This window comes from Frankia sp. ACN1ag, from assembly GCF_001414035.1.
Taxonomy (GTDB): Bacteria; Actinomycetota; Actinomycetes; order Frankiales; family Frankiaceae; genus Frankia; species Frankia torreyi.
The window spans coordinates 238,736-254,255 of record NZ_LJPA01000005.1; the positions used below are offsets into that span (position 1 = coordinate 238,736).

Here is a 15,520-nt window from a genome sequence, read left to right on the forward strand (position 1 = left end):
CGAGTAGCCTGATCCGGGTTGCCCGCGACGGTTCCCGCCGCGGTGCGACCGACGGGTTGACGCCACCGGCCCGCCCTTCGGCCCGGTTCGCGTGCCGGGAGTCGTCTGACGTTCATCGTCCGGTGACCGCGGCCGGCGGGCCGGCTACCGCCCTCGCGGTGGGCGAGGGTCGGGGCGGACGCGGCGCGGGAAGGGGTCCGCGGGGCGCGACCCGACGATTCTCAGGTGTCCGGGACGGAGGAATCGGGTGAAGCCCGAGCACGGGTCTGCGCTGTCGGTGGGCGGGAGTGCCGCCGACGGGGTGAAGGTAACGTCCGCGCCGCTCGGGTCCGAGGGGAGCGCGTCCGCGCTTGCCGACGGCCCGGTCGAGGGGCTGATCGTGGCGGTCGACGGCCCCGGTGGATCGGGAAAGAGCACGGTGGCCCGCGAGCTCGCGCGGCGCCTCGGGCTTCGCTATCTCGACACCGGGGCGATGTACCGCGCCGTCACCCAGCTCGCGCTGGAGCGGCGCATCGACATCGAGGATCCGCAGGCGGTCGCGGAACTCGCCGAGCGGGCCGTGCTCTCCGTCGGCACCGACCCGGACGAGCCGTCGATCGCCGTCGACGGGGTCGGCGTGGACGCCGAGATCCGCACCAGGGCGGTCACCAACGCGGTCAGCGCCATCGCCGCGGTGCCCGCGGTGCGGGCGCGCCTCGTCGCCCAGCAGCGCCAGGTGATCGCCGCCACCCGGCCCGGCGGCATCGTCGTCGAGGGCCGCGACATCGGTTCCGTCGTCGCGCCGGACGCCCAGATCAAGGTGTTCCTCACCGCGTCGACGGAGGTGCGGGCGCTGCGCCGGTCGCGCCAGCTCGGCGAGAAGGGCGTCGACGACGTCGCGCGGACGCTGGCCGAGCTGGACCGGCGTGACGCGCTCGACTCGAGCCGCGCCGCCGACCCGCTGGCCGTCCCCGAGGGGGCGATCGTGCTGGACTCGACGGCCCTGTCCGTCCCCGAGGTGGTCGACGAGGTCCTGCGGCGCTGCGGGCAGTCGTCGAACGTGACGACGTGACGGGCCCCGAACAGGCCGCGGACGAGATGACCACCCGGTCGGCCCCGGAGATCACCCGGCCGGCGCCGGAGACCATCCGGCCGGCCTCCGGGACGGGGCTGCTGCACCGGGGCGCCGCCTCGCCGGTCTACAACGACCTGCCGCACCGCGTGCTCAAGCCCGGGGTGCGGCAGATCATCAACCGACTGATCATGCGGGTGACCCTGGAGGGGCTCGAGCACGTCCCCGTGGACGAGCCGCTGATCTTCGCGGGCAACCACAGTAGCTGGCTGGACGGCCCGCTGGTGGTGATCGAGTCGCCGCGCACCGTGCGCTGCCTGGTCAAGTCGGAGATGTACACCCGGATCGTCGGCCGCCTGCTGCTGATCAGCGGGCAGATCCCGATCGACCGGGGGCGCCCCGACCGCGAGGCGCTGCACACCGCGCTCGACGAGCTGTCCCGCGGCGGCGCGATCGGCGTCTTCCCGGAGGGCACCCGGGGCAGCGGGGAGATGGCCGCGGTCCAGCACGGCATCGCCTACCTCGCCGTCCACGGCCGCTGCCGGGTGCTCCCCGTAGCCTGTATCAACACCGGCGACGCCCTGCCCAAGGGCGCGCGCTGGCCGCGTCGCTCGGTGCAGGTCAGGGTGGTCTTCGGCAAGCCGTTCGAGGTCGACGTGCCGGCCAACCCGCGCTCGCGGCGGGCGCTCGCCGCCGTCGCCGAGGACATCCGGGTGCGGCTGCTCGATCATCTCGAGACCGCCCGTGCCTCCCCGGGCGAATCCGCCGCGTGATCATCGTAGATCACCGGTCCCGACGACAGGTGTGGCAGTGATGGCAGTGATGAGCAGACAGGACGCAGCGATGGACGGCGCCGAGGCGGCATCCGGCGACGACCTTCGAGCCGACGACCTTGGAATCGACGATCTTGGAGCCGGCGAGCTGGGCCCGGTCGCCGGCCAGCCGGTCGTGGCCGTCGTCGGGCGGCCCAACGTGGGCAAGTCGACGCTGGTCAACCGGATCCTGGGCCGCCGCGCCGCCGTGGTCGAGGACGTGCCCGGGGTGACCCGCGACCGCATCGCCTACGACGCGGTGTGGAACGGGCGCCGGTTCACCCTCGTCGACACCGGCGGTTGGGAGCCCGACGCCTCCGGGCTCGCCGCGCAGGTTTCCGAGCAGGCGGCCGCGGCGCTCGACACCGCCGACGCCGTGCTGTTCATTGTCGACGTGGTCACCGGGGCCACCGACGCCGACGAGGCCGTCGCCCGGGTGCTGCACCGCAGCGGCCTGCCGGTGATCCTCGTCGCGAACAAGGTCGACGACAACCGGTTCGAGGCCGACGCCGCCGCCCTGTGGGGGCTCGGGCTCGGCGAGCCCCACCCCGTCTCGGCGCTGCACGGCCGCGGCAGCGGCGACCTGCTCGACGCCGTGCTCGCCGTGCTGCCCGAGGCACCGCGCGAGGTCTTCACCGAGACCGACGGCCCACGCCGGGTCGCGCTGATCGGCCGGCCCAACGTCGGCAAGTCCAGCCTGCTCAACAAGATCGCCGGCAGCCGCCGCTCGCTCGTGCACGACGTGGCCGGCACCACCCGCGATCCGGTGGACGAGCTGGTCACCGTCGGCGGCGAGGAGTGGATGTTCATCGACACCGCCGGGCTGCGCCGGCGGATCCGCGAGGCGTCCGGCGCCGAGTACTACTCGTCGCTGCGCACCGCGGGGGCGCTGGAGGCCGCGGAGGTCGCCATCGTCCTGCTCGCCGCGGACGAGCCGCTCACCGAGCAGGACCAGCGGATCATCACCATGGTGATCGAGGCCGGCCGGGCGCTCGTCCTCGCCTTCAACAAGTGGGACCTCGTCGACGAGGACCGCCGGCTCACCCTCGAACGGGAGATCGACCGCGACCTCGGCCGGATCGCCTGGGCCCCGCGGGTGAACGTCTCGGCCCGCACGGGGCGGGCCACCGACCGGCTGGCCCCGGCGCTGCGCACCGCGCTGGAATCCTGGGGCACCCGGATCCCGACCGGCCGGCTCAACGCCTGGCTCGGCGAGGTCGTCGGCGCCACCCCGCCGCCCCCGCGCGGTGGGCGGGTGCCGAAGATCCTGTTCGCCACCCAGGCAGGCGTGCGTCCCCCGCGCTTCGTGGTGTTCACCACCGGCTTCCTGGAGCCGGCCTACCGCCGTTTCCTGGAACGCCGCCTGCGCGAGGACTTCGGCTTCGCCGGCTCGCCCATCGCCATCTCCGTCCGCGTCCGCGAACGCGGCGACCGCCGCAGCCCCACCGCCGGCTGATCCGGCTGATCCGGCTGATCCGGCGGGCACAGGCGCCCGGTGCACGCGTCGGCCGCTCGGCGGGGCGCCTCAGCCAGGCTTTTCCGGGTTGGCTGCGGCGTAGGCGCGGGCGAGGTGGTCGCCGAGTCCGGTGATCGCCTCGCGGGCCGTCTCGACCGGCCGCTTGTGGGTATAGCCGTGGTCGACGTCGGGGAAGCAGTGATAGGTGACGTCGGCCCCGGTGGCGCGAAGCTTCTCGGCGAAGATCCGGCCGTCAGCTTCGAGGGAGTCGAGCCCGCCGGTGGTGACCAGGGTTGGCGGGAAACCGGCGAGGTCCGGGGCGAGCGCGGGCGAGGCGAGGGGTTCGGCGCGGGTGGCCGGGTCGGGGAAGTAGACGTGCTGCACGAGCCGCAGCAGCCGCGGGCCGATGGCGGGGCGCCTCTTCGGCGAGGTGCGGGCGTGCGGGTCGAGGCCGACGTCGGTGACGCCGTAGCCGACGGCCAGGGCGACCGGCAGGAACGCCCCGGCGTCGCGGGCCTGCTGGACGACGTTGATCGCGAGCTTCGCGCCGGCGCTGTAGCCACCGACGGACAGCCGTCCGCCGTCCCAGCCCTGCTCGGCACCGTGGGCGTGGGCCCAGGCGGCGACGTCGTACGCCTGGTGCTCGGCGACGGGGTAGGCGACCTTGGGGGCGGTGTCGTAGTCGGGGACGAGGACCGCGGCGCCGACGTCGGAGGCGAGGTAGCGGCAGACATGGTCGTCCTGCTCGGGGCTGCGGACGATGAACGCGCCGCCGTGTAGCTGCACGTGCACGGGTGGGCGAGGCCCGGTGCCCGTGGGCGGCCGGTAGAGCAGGCAGCGGACGGGGCCGTGCCGGGTCGGCACCGTGACGGTCTCGGGGTCGGCGACCGCCTGGGTGGCGAACCGCAGGGACTTCGACGGGCTGCCGACGAGGGTGAAACCCGCGCGCATGACGCGGGCGGCGAGGCGGGTCCCGAGTCCGATGGTGGGGCCGGTGGTCAAGGTCTGTCTCCTGTGGCGGGTACGGCTCCTGTAGCGGGTCCGGGTCCGGTGCCGAGCGTGCGGGGCAGCGGCGCTACCTGTCTCTTCTACAGGCGTCTCGGCCATCGCTGCCATTGCTGCCCATTGCTGCCGATGGTTCAGGAGGGCTGGACGATCGCGTATGCCGCGTAGCCACTGGCCACGATGTCCTGGCTGTCGGCCCGGGCGCCGTCGCCGAGCTGGCCGTCCAGCCGTTCCCGCGCCACGAGTCCGCGCCTCGGCTGGTTGCGCGCCGTGGGCACCCGTACCGCATGCCGGCCTCCCGTGCGTCGACCCGTCGTCCACCTCGTGCTCGTGCGGACGGTACCGGTGCGACGGGACACCACCGCGTCGGACGTGAACGAGGCATTACGGAAAGTCGTAGAGAGACCGCGGTGGGCCGGGCGTCCACCACGTGTAGCTGGGAATCTCCGCCTCCGGCGGACACCGGAGTTCATATCCGAGTTCTGTGCCGGACTGGTAACTGGCCAGTGTGCGTAGTGCGGTTGCCGGGAGCGTGGAGTAACGACGCGATTCCCAGTAGTGGATCGCGGCGTCCGACGCATGGCTGGCTGCCCGGCGACCTGAAGTGAGAGACCTACTCCATACGGTCGTATCTGTCGACTGCTGCCGCAGATACGGAAAATTCTGCTGATAACCGTCGCATCCGCGTCTCTGCTGGGAGTACAGTTCCGTTGCCCGGACAGGTGGCGACCCAGGATCACGGGAGATCCTGGTGGGTTCAGCCTCGCCTCGTCCCGTGGGCACGTCGCAAAGTTCGCGCGGGCTACCGCCGTGCCCGAAATCAAAGATCAGGCCACTCTGGAGGGAGTGCGCGCCGCCGGAGCATTTCCGTGAGGTTCAGGATCCCGGGCGGGTGGCGCTTTCAACGGCGGCCGCAGACAGCCGGCCGTGTCATCGCGCTGCCGAGGTGATGTCTGTCGACACCAGGAAGGGTCGTGTAGTGGGCAGTTTCAGGAGACGTGGATGGTCGATTCTCGCCGTTGGCATGGCGGTCGGCCTGGCCGCGTGCGGCAGTTCCGGTTCCGGCGGGTCTCCGGCAACCTCCGCCTCGGCCAGTCCCGCCGCGCCGAAGCAGCGTGTCGCCACCGACAATCCCATCGCCATGGAAACCCTGATCGCCGTCGGTGAGAAGCCGGCCTGCTCGCTGTGGGCGAGTCCGAAATACGTTCCGCTCCTTGCCAAGTACCTGGACGGGATCATCGACCTGGGACAGCGCGTCGACGGCACGGTCTTCAACATCGACGCGCTGGCCAAGTGTCGACCTGACGTGATCCTCATGGGCGCGGAGGACCCCGACGTCATGACGACGATCGGGAAGGTCGGCAAGGTGGTGGAGTTCGTTCAGCCGAATCCACCGATCAGTGCGGACGGATCGGCGGGATCGACCTGGCGCAACTGGCTGCACGCGGCCGCGAGTCCGGTCGGGGCGACGGAGAAGGCGCACGCCATCACCGCGACCGTCGACCTGCAGGAAGGTGCCCTGAAAGGCCTGCTGCGCGGCAAGTCGCTCGCGGTGGTGGAAACGGAATCGACCAGCGCCTACGAGGTGGTCAACAAGTACCTGCCGTTGGCCTGGACCTACGTCCGGGACCTCGGCATCGAGAACTACCAGGCGACCGCGGCGGACTATGACGCGGGCTGTCTCGACGACAAGAAGCCGAAGCCGTGCTACAGCACGGATCTGAGCATGGAGACGCTGCCGGCGCTTAGCGGCGTCGACGGTGTGCTGGTCCAGTCGGCGGGCATGAGCTCCTCGGATCTGGATGTGTTCAAGGCGAATCCGCTGTTCGCGAACCTCCCCGCCGTCAAGAGCGGGCATGTGTCAGTCGCGAAGTCGTTCACGGACACCGGGCCCATCGGCGTCTCGTTCCTCCTGGACGAGATCGCCGACGCGTTCCACGTCAAGGAGTTCCACGCCGCGCTGGGGAGCGGCGGTCGCGCCCATCTCGCGGTGGATCCGGCGGCGAACAAGCTCTGCTGGTCGGTGTCCCCGACCCCTGGAACCAGCAAGCCGGACGGGACGATCAAGATAGCCGCGGGCGGAACCACCGTGAAGCTCGCGGACAAGGCGACGTTCGCGCCCGCCGAGACCGAGTACCAGACGACTCCGCCCACGGTCTTCAGCACGGGCTGCGCCCCTGTCGCGCCCAAGCTGGCGCAGGCGCTGATGGCCTCGCCCGCCGACGCGAAGCTGACCGCGGTCGGCGGTTCCGGCTCCCTGGTACCGGGTGCGGCGTCCGTGGTCGTGGGATGAACATCGAGGCGCCGGGCGTCGAGGCCGGCTTCTCGGCGCGGATGGGCTCGCCGGATCGCGACGGTTCGCTGGAGCGCGACGGCTGGCTGATCGGCCGGCAGGTGCTCCCGGCGGAGCTGGTCCGGCGGGTCCGCCAGCCGCTGGTGGCCGCGCTGCAGGCGGAAGGCCTGGTCGAGCCGTCGCCGGCGGGGGCCGACCGGGTCCGCTGGACCGGCGGGGTCGAGGACGCCCGGCGCCATCGCAACGGTTCCGGGGTGACCACCTGGTACCGGGACGAGCTGGTGTTCCTGCCCCTGGTCCAGGACGGTCATATCCGGCGGGTGGTCGAGGACCTGTGGGGTCGCCCCAGCCTGCTCTGGGCCAACACCGCGGCGTTCCTGAAGGTCCCGGACGCCAGTTCGCCCGACCGGTCGGAATGGATCGGTCATGCGGACGGCTGGCAGGACGCCGGAATCGGGGGGCCGGGCGATCACTTCGATCTCTGGGTGCCGCTGACGGACATCGGGCCCTGTGAGGGATCACTCGCCTTCCACACCGGTTCACACCGGGAACGCGCGGATCGGTATCCCCGGACCAGTCACGGTGTCGGACCCGTTCAGGTGGCGGACGAGGGCTGGGACGTGGCGGGCTACGCGGTGGGCGACGCCGTCCTGTTCCGACCGGACATTGTTCATTCCTCCGCGGTGAACACCGGTCCGGATCTGCGGATCGCGGTGGTCTTCCGGGGGCAGGCCGCGGACCTCCCGCTGCCGCCGGCAGCGGGAATGTCCTGGGACCGGACGCAGGCGATGAGCACCACCGAGTCGTGCGTTCTGGCCCTGCTGGCGACCAGACCGGACGACGGCTGGACGTATCGGGAACTGATGTTCGCGTTCGCACCGGCCGGAATGGTCGGACGGTATCTTCCGCTGCCGTCCCCCGGGCAGCTGAGCCGGTCCGACGTCCTCAGTCAGGCGGTCGACATCCTGATGGCCCGGGGCGCGATCACCAGGACCGACCGGGCCGCCCGGTACGACGGCGCGGGCCTGCACAGCTACTTCCTCACCGAAGCAGGCCGGCAGGCCGCCGAGGAATGGCTCGCCACCCCGACCCGGCTCGTCGCCGAGCTGATGACGGTCGTCCCGTTGCGCCTCGCCCTCGCGCGTGGCGGCTCGGCCGATCTGGCCGGCATGATCCGATCCCAGCTCGCCTGCCTGGACCATCTCGAGGAGTCCGCGCACCAGCGGCCGCCGGGCGAGGACGGGATTCGGCGGAGCTGGCGGCGAGCGACGGTGCGGGGCTGCCGGGACGTCCTCGCCACCGCGGGCTCCGCCACCATCGATCGATGACGATAGCCGCTGCACAATGACGACAGTCGCTGGACCTCGGTCGACCGGCAGCGGCGTGACGACGACGCACCTCGCTCTACGACGTCGTCTCACGGCGGTCGTAAGCGTCGTGTTGCTCGTGTTCACCGTCGTGGTGAGCCTGCGGGTGGGCGCCGCTCCGGTCGGCTGGGACCAGTTCGTCCACGCCCTCTTTCACTACACGGGCACGCAACAGGACATGATCGTCCGCGACCTCCGTGGGCCGCGGGTACTTGTGGCCATGGAAGTGGGGATCGGCTTCGCGGTCGCCGGCACCCTCGTGCAGGGACTCACCCGCAACCCGCTCGCCGACCCGGGTATCTTCGGCATCAACGCCGGTGCCGCGCTGAGCGTCGTGATCGGTATCAGTGTGTTCGGGGCGGTGCGGCCCGGGGAGTATGTGTGGTTCGCGTTTCCCGGTGCGCTGGCCGCGTCGGTCACGGCGTTCGTGATATCTGTCCTGGCCCGCGGCCGGCCGACTCCGGTCACCCTCACGCTGGCCGGCGTCATCACCGCGATGCTCTGCAGCGCGGTGACGGGCATCATCACGTTCCTGAATCCCGAGGTGGCGGAAGGCTTTCAGTTCTGGGTGATCGGGAACGTCGGTGGCCGCGGTATCAAGGTCGTCGCCGCAACCGCGCCCATGGTCGCGCTGGGGTTGGCCGTCGCCCTGACGCTCGGGCGGTCCCTGAATGCCCTGTCGCTCGGGGAGGATGTCGCGCGAACCCTGGGACAACGGGTCGGCGTGACGAAGGTGGCGGCCATCGTGGCGGTTGTCCTGCTGGCCGGTGCGTCGGTGGCCGCAGCGGGGCCGATCGCCTTCGTGGGCCTTGCGGTGCCGAACGCGCTGCGGACCATCGTCGGCGACGACTATCGATGGCTGCTGCCGCTGTCCGCGCTCACCGGAGCGGCCTTCGTCCTGGGAACCGACGTGATCGGACGGGTCATCGAGCGCCCGACCGAGTTCCAGACCGGACTGGTGATCTCGGCCATCGGCGCCCCCCTGTTTCTCTACCTTGTCAGCCGGCGCAGAATACGGACCCTGTGATGCGGCGGGTCCCGGTCCGCATCACCCGGCCGGAGTTCTCCCGGCAGGTCGGCACCCGTGCGGTGATCCTTTTTCTCGTGGTGCTGGCAGCCACCACGGCGGCAGTCATTCTCACCACCGCGTACGGGGAGTACATGGTGCCGCTGAACCGCACGGTGGAGGCGATTGCCGGCCGCGGCGACTCCATCGACATCCTGGTCATCCGCGACCATCGCCTGCCGCGCGTGCTGATGTGCGTGCTCGTCGGAGCCGCGTTGGCCCTGTCCGGCGCGGTGTTCCAGACCCTGACGCGCAATCCCCTGGCCGCACCCGACATCATCGGCGTCACCCAGGGGTCGGCGGTGGTCGCCGTGTGGATGATCCTGCGCGGGCTTCCGACGGCAATGCTGCCCGTCGGGGCGTTCGCAGGGGCCATGGCTGCGCTGCTCGTCATCGCCGTGCTCGGCGTGCGGCGTGATCTTTCGATGTATCGGCTCATCCTCATCGGCATCGGCCTGAACACGCTCATCGACGCGGTCGTGACTTACCTGATCACGACGGCGAACGCGGTCGAGCGGGACCGGCTCGCCCTGGCCGAGCAGTGGCTCGTTGGAAGCACGAGCGCGACCACCTGGCCCAAAGTCGCCATCGCCGCGGGCACACTCGCCCTACTGACCCCGGCGATCCTCGCCTGCGGCCGCCAGTTGAACACCCTCCAGCTCGGAGAGGACCTCGGTGCCGCGCTCGGTGTCCCGATCCGCCGGCTGCAGCTGACCACTGTCAGCCTCGCCGCGTTACTCGCCGCGGTGGCTGTGTCGGTCACCGGTCCGATCGGTTTCGTGGCCTTCGTGAGCCCGCACATCGCCCGTCGGATAACCGGCACCGCGAGCGTCGCGTCCATCCCGACCGCGATGGGTGTCGGAGGTCTACTGCTCCTGCTCGCCGACTACGCAGCCCAGCGCGTCCTCGAGCCCTCNCAGCTTCCCGTGGGCTACGTGACGATCGTCCTGGGAGCTCCGTACCTGCTGTACCTGCTGGTCAGGGGCGAATCCAGGATGGGATGATGATGAACGAGCACGCACTGGGCGTCGACCATGTGTCGTTGGGGTATGGCCGCTCACCTGTCGTGACGGACCTCCAGACCACGTTTCCCCCGGGACTCATCACCTCGATCGTCGGCGCCAACGGTTGCGGTAAGTCGACGTTGCTCCGCGGACTCGCCAGGCTGCTGATGCCCCTGAGCGGCACCGTTCTCCTCGACGGGAAGTCGATCCACGCGCAGCGCTCCAAAGAGATCGCCAAGCGACTCGGACTGCTCCCGCAGGGCCCGACGGTTCCCGAAGGCCTCACCGTCGAAGAACTCGTCTCGCGAGGCCGGTATCCCCACCAGACGTTCCGTCGGCAATGGAGCGTCACCGACGAGCAGGCGGTCGAGGAGGCGCTGAGACTCACCCGCACCTCCGATCTACGCGACCGACCGGTGGACGAGCTCTCCGGCGGCCAACGCCAACGGGTATGGATCGCACTCGTGCTCGCGCAGGACACCTCGATCCTGCTGCTCGACGAGCCGACCACATTCCTGGACATCGCGCACCAGCTCGAGGTCCTCGGCCTGCTCCGCGAGCTCAACGACCGGCAGAACCGGACGGTCATCCTGGTCCTCCACGACCTGAACCAAGCAGCCCGCTACTCCCATCACCTCATCGCCATGCGAGAAGGCCAGATCGTCGCCGCCGGCCCGCCACAGGAGATCGTGACAGTCGACGTGGTCCAGAAAGTCTTCGGAATCCAGTCGGTGATCATCGACGACCCGGTCACGGGAACCCCCCTGTGTGTCCCGAAACCCAACCCCGGACACACGCCAGTCCCAGCGGCCCGCAAGTAACAGATGCAGAGATCCCAAAAGCCCCGAACCTACTCGATCACATCCGTCCTTATCCCCACCGATCCCGCCAGGGAGGGAGACCGTGGGGATGAAGCGAGGACCACCAGAAGGCCCCCGACCACGGGTCCCCACCGATCTCGCCCGGGGAAGGGGGAGCGCGAGGATGGAGCGAAGCTCCCCCTCGCCCCGCGAGGCGAAGCCGAGCAATGAATAAAGGGTGAGGCCCCGGTCTGCGGATGTATTGCACGATATGCGCGGGCACGTGCACCCTCAGGCGTGCGTGATGTAGCCCCTCGTGAGCCGATGCGTAGAGCGTGCGGTCCCAGTCTGGTCCCAGTCTGGTCCCAGCTCGGCAGGCCGAGAGTCCGTCCTGGGGCCGCCTTCTCCTCCAAAGCCGGACCGTTCGTCCGCCGCCGTCCGTGAACGCCTTGCAAGGTCGGCCCGGTCCGTCCGCCCATGTCCAGCCCCATCCGCCCCGTCGGCCCGGCCTGGACGTGGGCTCCGCTGGCGCCCGCACTTGTCCGCCGGCTTGGCTACCCGCTTGGGCTTCTCCCAACGGCGGCGGACCGGCTCTGGCGCGTGCGGACGGAATGGGTCACGATCGTGCCCATGTCGTTGGTGTCCAAGGCGGGATCGGTCGGGTTCGGGCTGCCGGGGTCGTCCAGTGCGCCTTTCGCTGATCGGGTCCGTACGGCAGTGGGTAGGTATGGACCGCTCGTCTTCGGGCTTGACCCGTCGGGTGATCTGTTGACCGGGTGGAGTCTGCCGGACACTCCGGATGGTCTGGAGCGTTTCGTCGACATCGTCCTCGATGCCTCGGTGGGGGCGGTGGGCGTCGTGAAGCCCCAGGCCGCCTTCTACGAACGGCATGGCTGGCGAGGAATTCGTAGCCTGGCCCGCCTCGTCGAGTCGTGCCGCGGCGCGGGTCTGCTGGTTCTCCTCGACGCGAAACGGGGAGATATCGGTTCGACCAGTCAGGCCTACGCCGAGGCCTACCTTGGACCTGACGCGGGGATTCCGGTGGATGCGATCACCGTCACCCCATATCTCGGTTTCGCGGCGATGCAACCGATCCTGGATCGAGCCGTGGCCAGTGATGCCGGCGTGTTCGTCGTCACCCGGTCATCCAACGCTGAGGGCCGCGCCCTCCAGAGCGCCCGCCACGCGGACACCGTGACGGTCGAACAGCACCTGGTCGCCAACATCGCCGCCGAGAACAACCGCCTCGCGCCTGGCCGCGTCGGCCCGATCGGATCGGTGTTCGGCCCCACGCACGGACCTCCGACGGACTTCGATCTCCGCGCGATGAACGGGTTGTTCCTCGCACCGGGAGTCGGCGCCCAGGGCGCCACACCCGCGACAGTCGCGGCGTGCTTCGCCGATTGTCCCGATCGCGTTCTCGCCTCCGCGTCCCGGTCGCTGCTCGCCGTCGGGCCGGACCCATCGCGTCTGCGACACAGCGCCCAGACCCTCGCGGCGCACCTTCGCGACGCACTCCGCACCTGAAACAGCCACTTTGATCGCAAACCTGTCGTACGCAGGACGACTACAGGAGGGTGCCACGCCTGGCAGGCTGGGGGTCGGGCTGTCGTTTTCGGCGATGTTCAGCGGCCTTGTGTCGCCGTGGGACGGAGCGGCCCCGAGGCTGCCGCACATGCCGGCCCGAGAATCAGCCGAAGCAGAGCGCCCCCCAAAGCCACCGACCATCGTCTGCGGCCGATCCCGCCAGGGGAGGGGGAGCGCGAGGGTGGAGCGAAGCTCCCCCTAGCCCCGCGAGGCGAAGCCGAGCAATGAATAAAGGGTGAGGCCCCGGTCTGCGCTCTCCGCAGACACACCTCACCCCTCACCCGTGTCGGGACGACAGGATTTGAACCTGNGACCCCCAGACCCCCAGTCTGGTGCGCTACCAAGCTGCGCCACGTCCCGTACAACGGCAACATTACCGTATCGGCGACCCGGTGTGGTGACCGGGGGCCGCGTCAGCGTCGACCCGACCCCCGACCCCCGACCCTCGTGTGCGGGCCCCGCGTGGGACCAGGCCGAGGCCGTCACCCACGAGGGTGTCCGTGCGGCTGTCGGCCGCGACAGGGAAGGGTCAGGCCGCGCCCTGGGCGCGCCGCCGAGCCACCCCCGCGCCGATCAGCAGGGCGCCGACGGTGGCACCGGCCAGCGGGAGCAGGGGCGAGGATCCGCGGTCGGCCATGCCGCCGCCACCGGCGGCCACACCGCCCGGGCCGCCGCCGACGCCGCCGACACCCGCGCCGCCGACACCGCCGACACCGCCGACACCCACGCCGGCGACGACGCCGGCGCCGACGCCGACCGGGCAGTCGCGGTTCTTGTCCTTGTCCTTGTCATCCCAGTTGAACCAGTCGCCGTCCCGGCCGTCCTTGCCCTGGTCCCGGCCGTCCTTGTCCTGGTCCCGGCCGTCCTTGCCGTCGTCCAGGCCGTCCCGGTTGCCGTTGTCCCGGTTGCCGTCGAGGTTGTCGGCGCGGCCCAGCCTGTCGCCGTCGAGCCTGTTACCGCCGTCCTNGTTGTCGATGCCGTCCTTGTTGTCGATGCCGTCTTTGTGGTCGCGGCCGTCCTTGCCGTCCTTGCCGCCCTTGTCGCCGAAGATGTCCCAACCGTCGTCCTTCTTGTCGTCGCAACGGTTGTTGTTGTTCCTGTCGTCGACGGCGTGGGCGGCGGCCAGGCCGGGCCCGAAGGTGAGGGCGACGCTCGCTGTACTCGACATCGCGAGAACGGCGGCGCTCCGGCCCATACCCTTCTTCATCTGGTCCCCTCTCTCACTTACGGTGATCAAAATGTCACTGCGAGTGACACCATAGCGACTGCGTGTGGAGATGCGCGTCAAGCGGGCCGGGCGTGGTGCGACCGGTCCGGCCGGCGCGAGAACCGCCTGGCCGGCTGGATTTCACGGTCTGTCCCGCCCTCGACCGGGATGGCGGGCGCTGCCGGCGGCCGGCCTCCGGGTTGTCGATGCAGGATCACCGATTGTGGTCGGCTTGCTCGCTACAGTAACGGTCAGTGAAGGGGTTGTGGCCGGGGTGCAGGCGGAACCGGCGGCGCGAGCGGTAGACGGCCAGCGGCGCGCGGACCGGGCGGGAGGGACTGTGGAAGGCGAGACCAACGACGGCCACCGGAAGCCTGCCATCGGACCGGTCCCCGTCGCCGCCGCCGCGCGGCGTCCCCTGCTGTGGCGCGGGCTGCTCCTCGTGGGCCTGGTGCTCATTGTCGGCAGCGGATTCCGCCTGGCGGAACCGGCACTCGACGCCGTCCGCGGCGGTTCCGGGACGGATGTGGTGGCCGACCTGCCAGACGTCCCGCCGCCGCCCCCACCGGCTCCCGCGGGCCCCACGACGGGCCTGCCGCCCGTGCTGGTCGAGCAGCCGGTGATTGTCATCAACGATCCCGCCCGGCTGCGTATCCGGCGGATCGGGATCGACGCGCCGATCACCCATCTCGGTCTGAGCCCGGACGGCTCGATCGCGGTGCCGAAGGCGTGGGGCGACGTCGGCTGGTTCGACCGCGGTCCCGCGCCGGGTGGCATCGGGCCGGCTGTCCTCGTCGGCCACTACGACTCCACCACGGGGCCGGCGGTCTTCTACCGCCTGCCCCAGCTCGTCCCCGGCGACCGAATCGAGGTCGCCGGGCGGACCGGAGCCGCCCAGGCGTTCATCGTCGACCGCAAGGAGGACGTGTCGAAAGCGGCGTTCCCGAGCCAGCGGGTCTACGGGCCGGTAACCCGTCCGGAGCTGCGCCTGATCACCTGCGGCGGCGCCTTCGACCACAAGACCAAGCACTACCTCAACAACGTCGTGGTCTACGCGCACGCGGACACCTTCGCCGGTCCCGCTCCCGGTGCGCCCGCCGTCCCGCCTGCTCAGGCTGCCGTTCCACCCGCCCGCGCCGCCGCGGTTCCCCCTTCGACCGTTCCCCCGTCGACGGTGCGCGCTGGCACGTTGGTGCCGCCGGGCGCGAGTTCGGGTGCCGCCCCGCCGGCGGCGGGGGTACCCGTCCCGACGGGTACCCGCGGTGCGGTCCCGGCGGCGCCGGCCGTCCCCGCGGCGGGTGTGGGCGTGGGTCAGGGAATTCCCTGATCCGGCGGCGCCGGCCGTCCCCGTGGTGGCTGTGCGGGTAGGTCAGGGAATTCCCCCGGGTCGATCCGGCGGCTGACCGTTCCGCTTTTCACCGCGCGCCGCGCGGCGCGCGGCGACGTCCGTCCTTCGTTGTGCGCACGGCGTCCGGCAAGGGGGTGGCGTGCCGCCCGTCCGGTCCCGGAACGACGCCTTTCCCGCGGTTCGCGGAACCGGTGGGGACCCCGATTCCGGCTGCCCCGGGGTGGCTCGCTGGATCACCTGCGCAGCGTCACTCGAGGCGCGGAACGGTAGGCGGAGGGTTGTGTGTGGCGAGCCGACTGTCACGAAGGCGCGGGTCGAGGGGTGCCGCCACCCGGTCGTCGTCACGAGAAGTGAGCGTGGGGGCACGACTTGCTGAGGGGCGGGCGCTTTCCGATGGCGTGTCCGAGCGTTGGGTTCGGGGTGGTTGCCGACCCTGCTGGTATGTCCATTATGGTCATCGACAGCACTTCTGTTCCGGCCGTTCATCGATGCCTGGAATAGGCGGTGCTGGTTACGTGCCATGC

The 15,520-nt window shown here is 70.8% G+C and carries 12 protein-coding genes and 1 tRNA gene; 10 read left to right on the plus strand and 3 right to left on the minus strand.

Features of this window, described 5'->3' with window-relative positions; all coding sequences use genetic code 11:
• Nucleotides 1-247: 247 nt before the first annotated feature.
• Genes cmk through der form a run of 3 tightly spaced genes read left to right on the plus strand, consistent with a single transcriptional unit; the run spans nt 248 to nt 3,319 of the window.
• On the plus strand, nt 248-1,051 hold the full coding sequence (cmk, locus tag UK82_RS06400) for a (d)CMP kinase (protein ID WP_044883641.1): 804 nt from the start codon (nt 248-250) through the stop codon (nt 1,049-1,051).
• The gene (locus UK82_RS06405; RefSeq protein ID WP_044883642.1) at nt 1,048-1,824 is read left to right on the plus strand and encodes a 1-acyl-sn-glycerol-3-phosphate acyltransferase; all 777 of its coding nucleotides are present in this window, start codon (nt 1,048-1,050) and stop codon (nt 1,822-1,824) included. The genes cmk and UK82_RS06405 overlap by 4 nt, the downstream gene beginning before the upstream one ends.
• A gap of 49 nt (nt 1,825-1,873) precedes the next feature.
• The gene (der, locus tag UK82_RS06410) at nt 1,874-3,319 is read left to right on the plus strand and encodes a ribosome biogenesis GTPase Der (RefSeq protein ID WP_052680938.1); all 1,446 of its coding nucleotides are present in this window, start codon (nt 1,874-1,876) and stop codon (nt 3,317-3,319) included.
• A 69-nt stretch (nt 3,320-3,388) separates the two neighbouring features.
• Here the strand turns inward: der and UK82_RS06415 are convergent, their stop codons facing one another.
• Complete coding sequence (locus UK82_RS06415) at nt 3,389-4,321, minus strand: alpha/beta hydrolase (RefSeq protein WP_052680939.1); 933 nt, start codon at nt 4,319-4,321, stop codon at nt 3,389-3,391.
• Nucleotides 4,322-5,099: 778 nt separating this feature from the next.
• On the opposite strand from UK82_RS06415, the gene UK82_RS06420 reads away from it, so the two are divergent.
• The 6 genes from UK82_RS06420 (at nt 5,100) to pyrF (ending at nt 12,381) form a co-directional block, all read left to right on the plus strand.
• Entirely contained in the window at nt 5,100-6,617 is a 1,518-nt protein-coding gene (locus tag UK82_RS06420; protein WP_128423259.1) for an ABC transporter substrate-binding protein, read from the plus strand.
• Complete coding sequence (locus UK82_RS06425) at nt 6,614-7,945, plus strand: phytanoyl-CoA dioxygenase family protein (protein ID WP_044883645.1); 1,332 nt, start codon at nt 6,614-6,616, stop codon at nt 7,943-7,945. Before UK82_RS06420 ends, UK82_RS06425 begins: the two co-directional genes overlap by 4 nt.
• 118 nt (nt 7,946-8,063) lie before the next feature.
• Nucleotides 8,064-9,011: an iron ABC transporter permease gene (locus tag UK82_RS06430; RefSeq protein ID WP_157871700.1), complete on the plus strand. Its 948-nt coding sequence runs from the start codon at nt 8,064-8,066 to the stop codon at nt 9,009-9,011.
• 134 nt (nt 9,012-9,145) lie between these two features.
• A partial coding sequence (locus UK82_RS42395) for a FecCD family ABC transporter permease (protein WP_396230472.1) occupies nt 9,146-9,966 on the plus strand: 821 nt, incomplete at its 3' end.
• Nucleotides 9,967-10,050: 84 nt separating this feature from the next.
• The gene (locus UK82_RS06440; protein ID WP_110431416.1) at nt 10,051-10,875 is read left to right on the plus strand and encodes an ABC transporter ATP-binding protein; all 825 of its coding nucleotides are present in this window, start codon (nt 10,051-10,053) and stop codon (nt 10,873-10,875) included.
• Between the two features lie 609 nt (nt 10,876-11,484).
• Nucleotides 11,485-12,381 (plus strand): orotidine-5'-phosphate decarboxylase, encoded by an 897-nt coding sequence (gene pyrF / locus UK82_RS06445; RefSeq protein ID WP_044883696.1) that lies wholly within the window; start codon nt 11,485-11,487, stop codon nt 12,379-12,381.
• Between the two features lie 346 nt (nt 12,382-12,727).
• Here pyrF and UK82_RS06450 read toward each other — a convergent pair.
• Nucleotides 12,728-12,801: transfer RNA gene (locus tag UK82_RS06450), tRNA-Pro, on the minus strand.
• Between the two features lie 169 nt (nt 12,802-12,970).
• Nucleotides 12,971-13,407 (minus strand): hypothetical protein (locus tag UK82_RS36155; RefSeq protein ID WP_236705570.1); only part of this gene is annotated, 437 nt, incomplete at its 5' end.
• Nucleotides 13,408-13,988: 581 nt separating this feature from the next.
• Here UK82_RS36155 and UK82_RS06460 point away from each other — a divergent pair.
• Nucleotides 13,989-14,975 carry a class F sortase gene (locus tag UK82_RS06460; RefSeq protein WP_052680942.1) on the plus strand — a complete coding sequence of 329 codons (987 nt, stop codon included), beginning with the start codon at nt 13,989-13,991 and terminating at the stop codon, nt 14,973-14,975.
• The last annotated feature ends 545 nt before the right edge of the window (nt 14,976-15,520 follow it).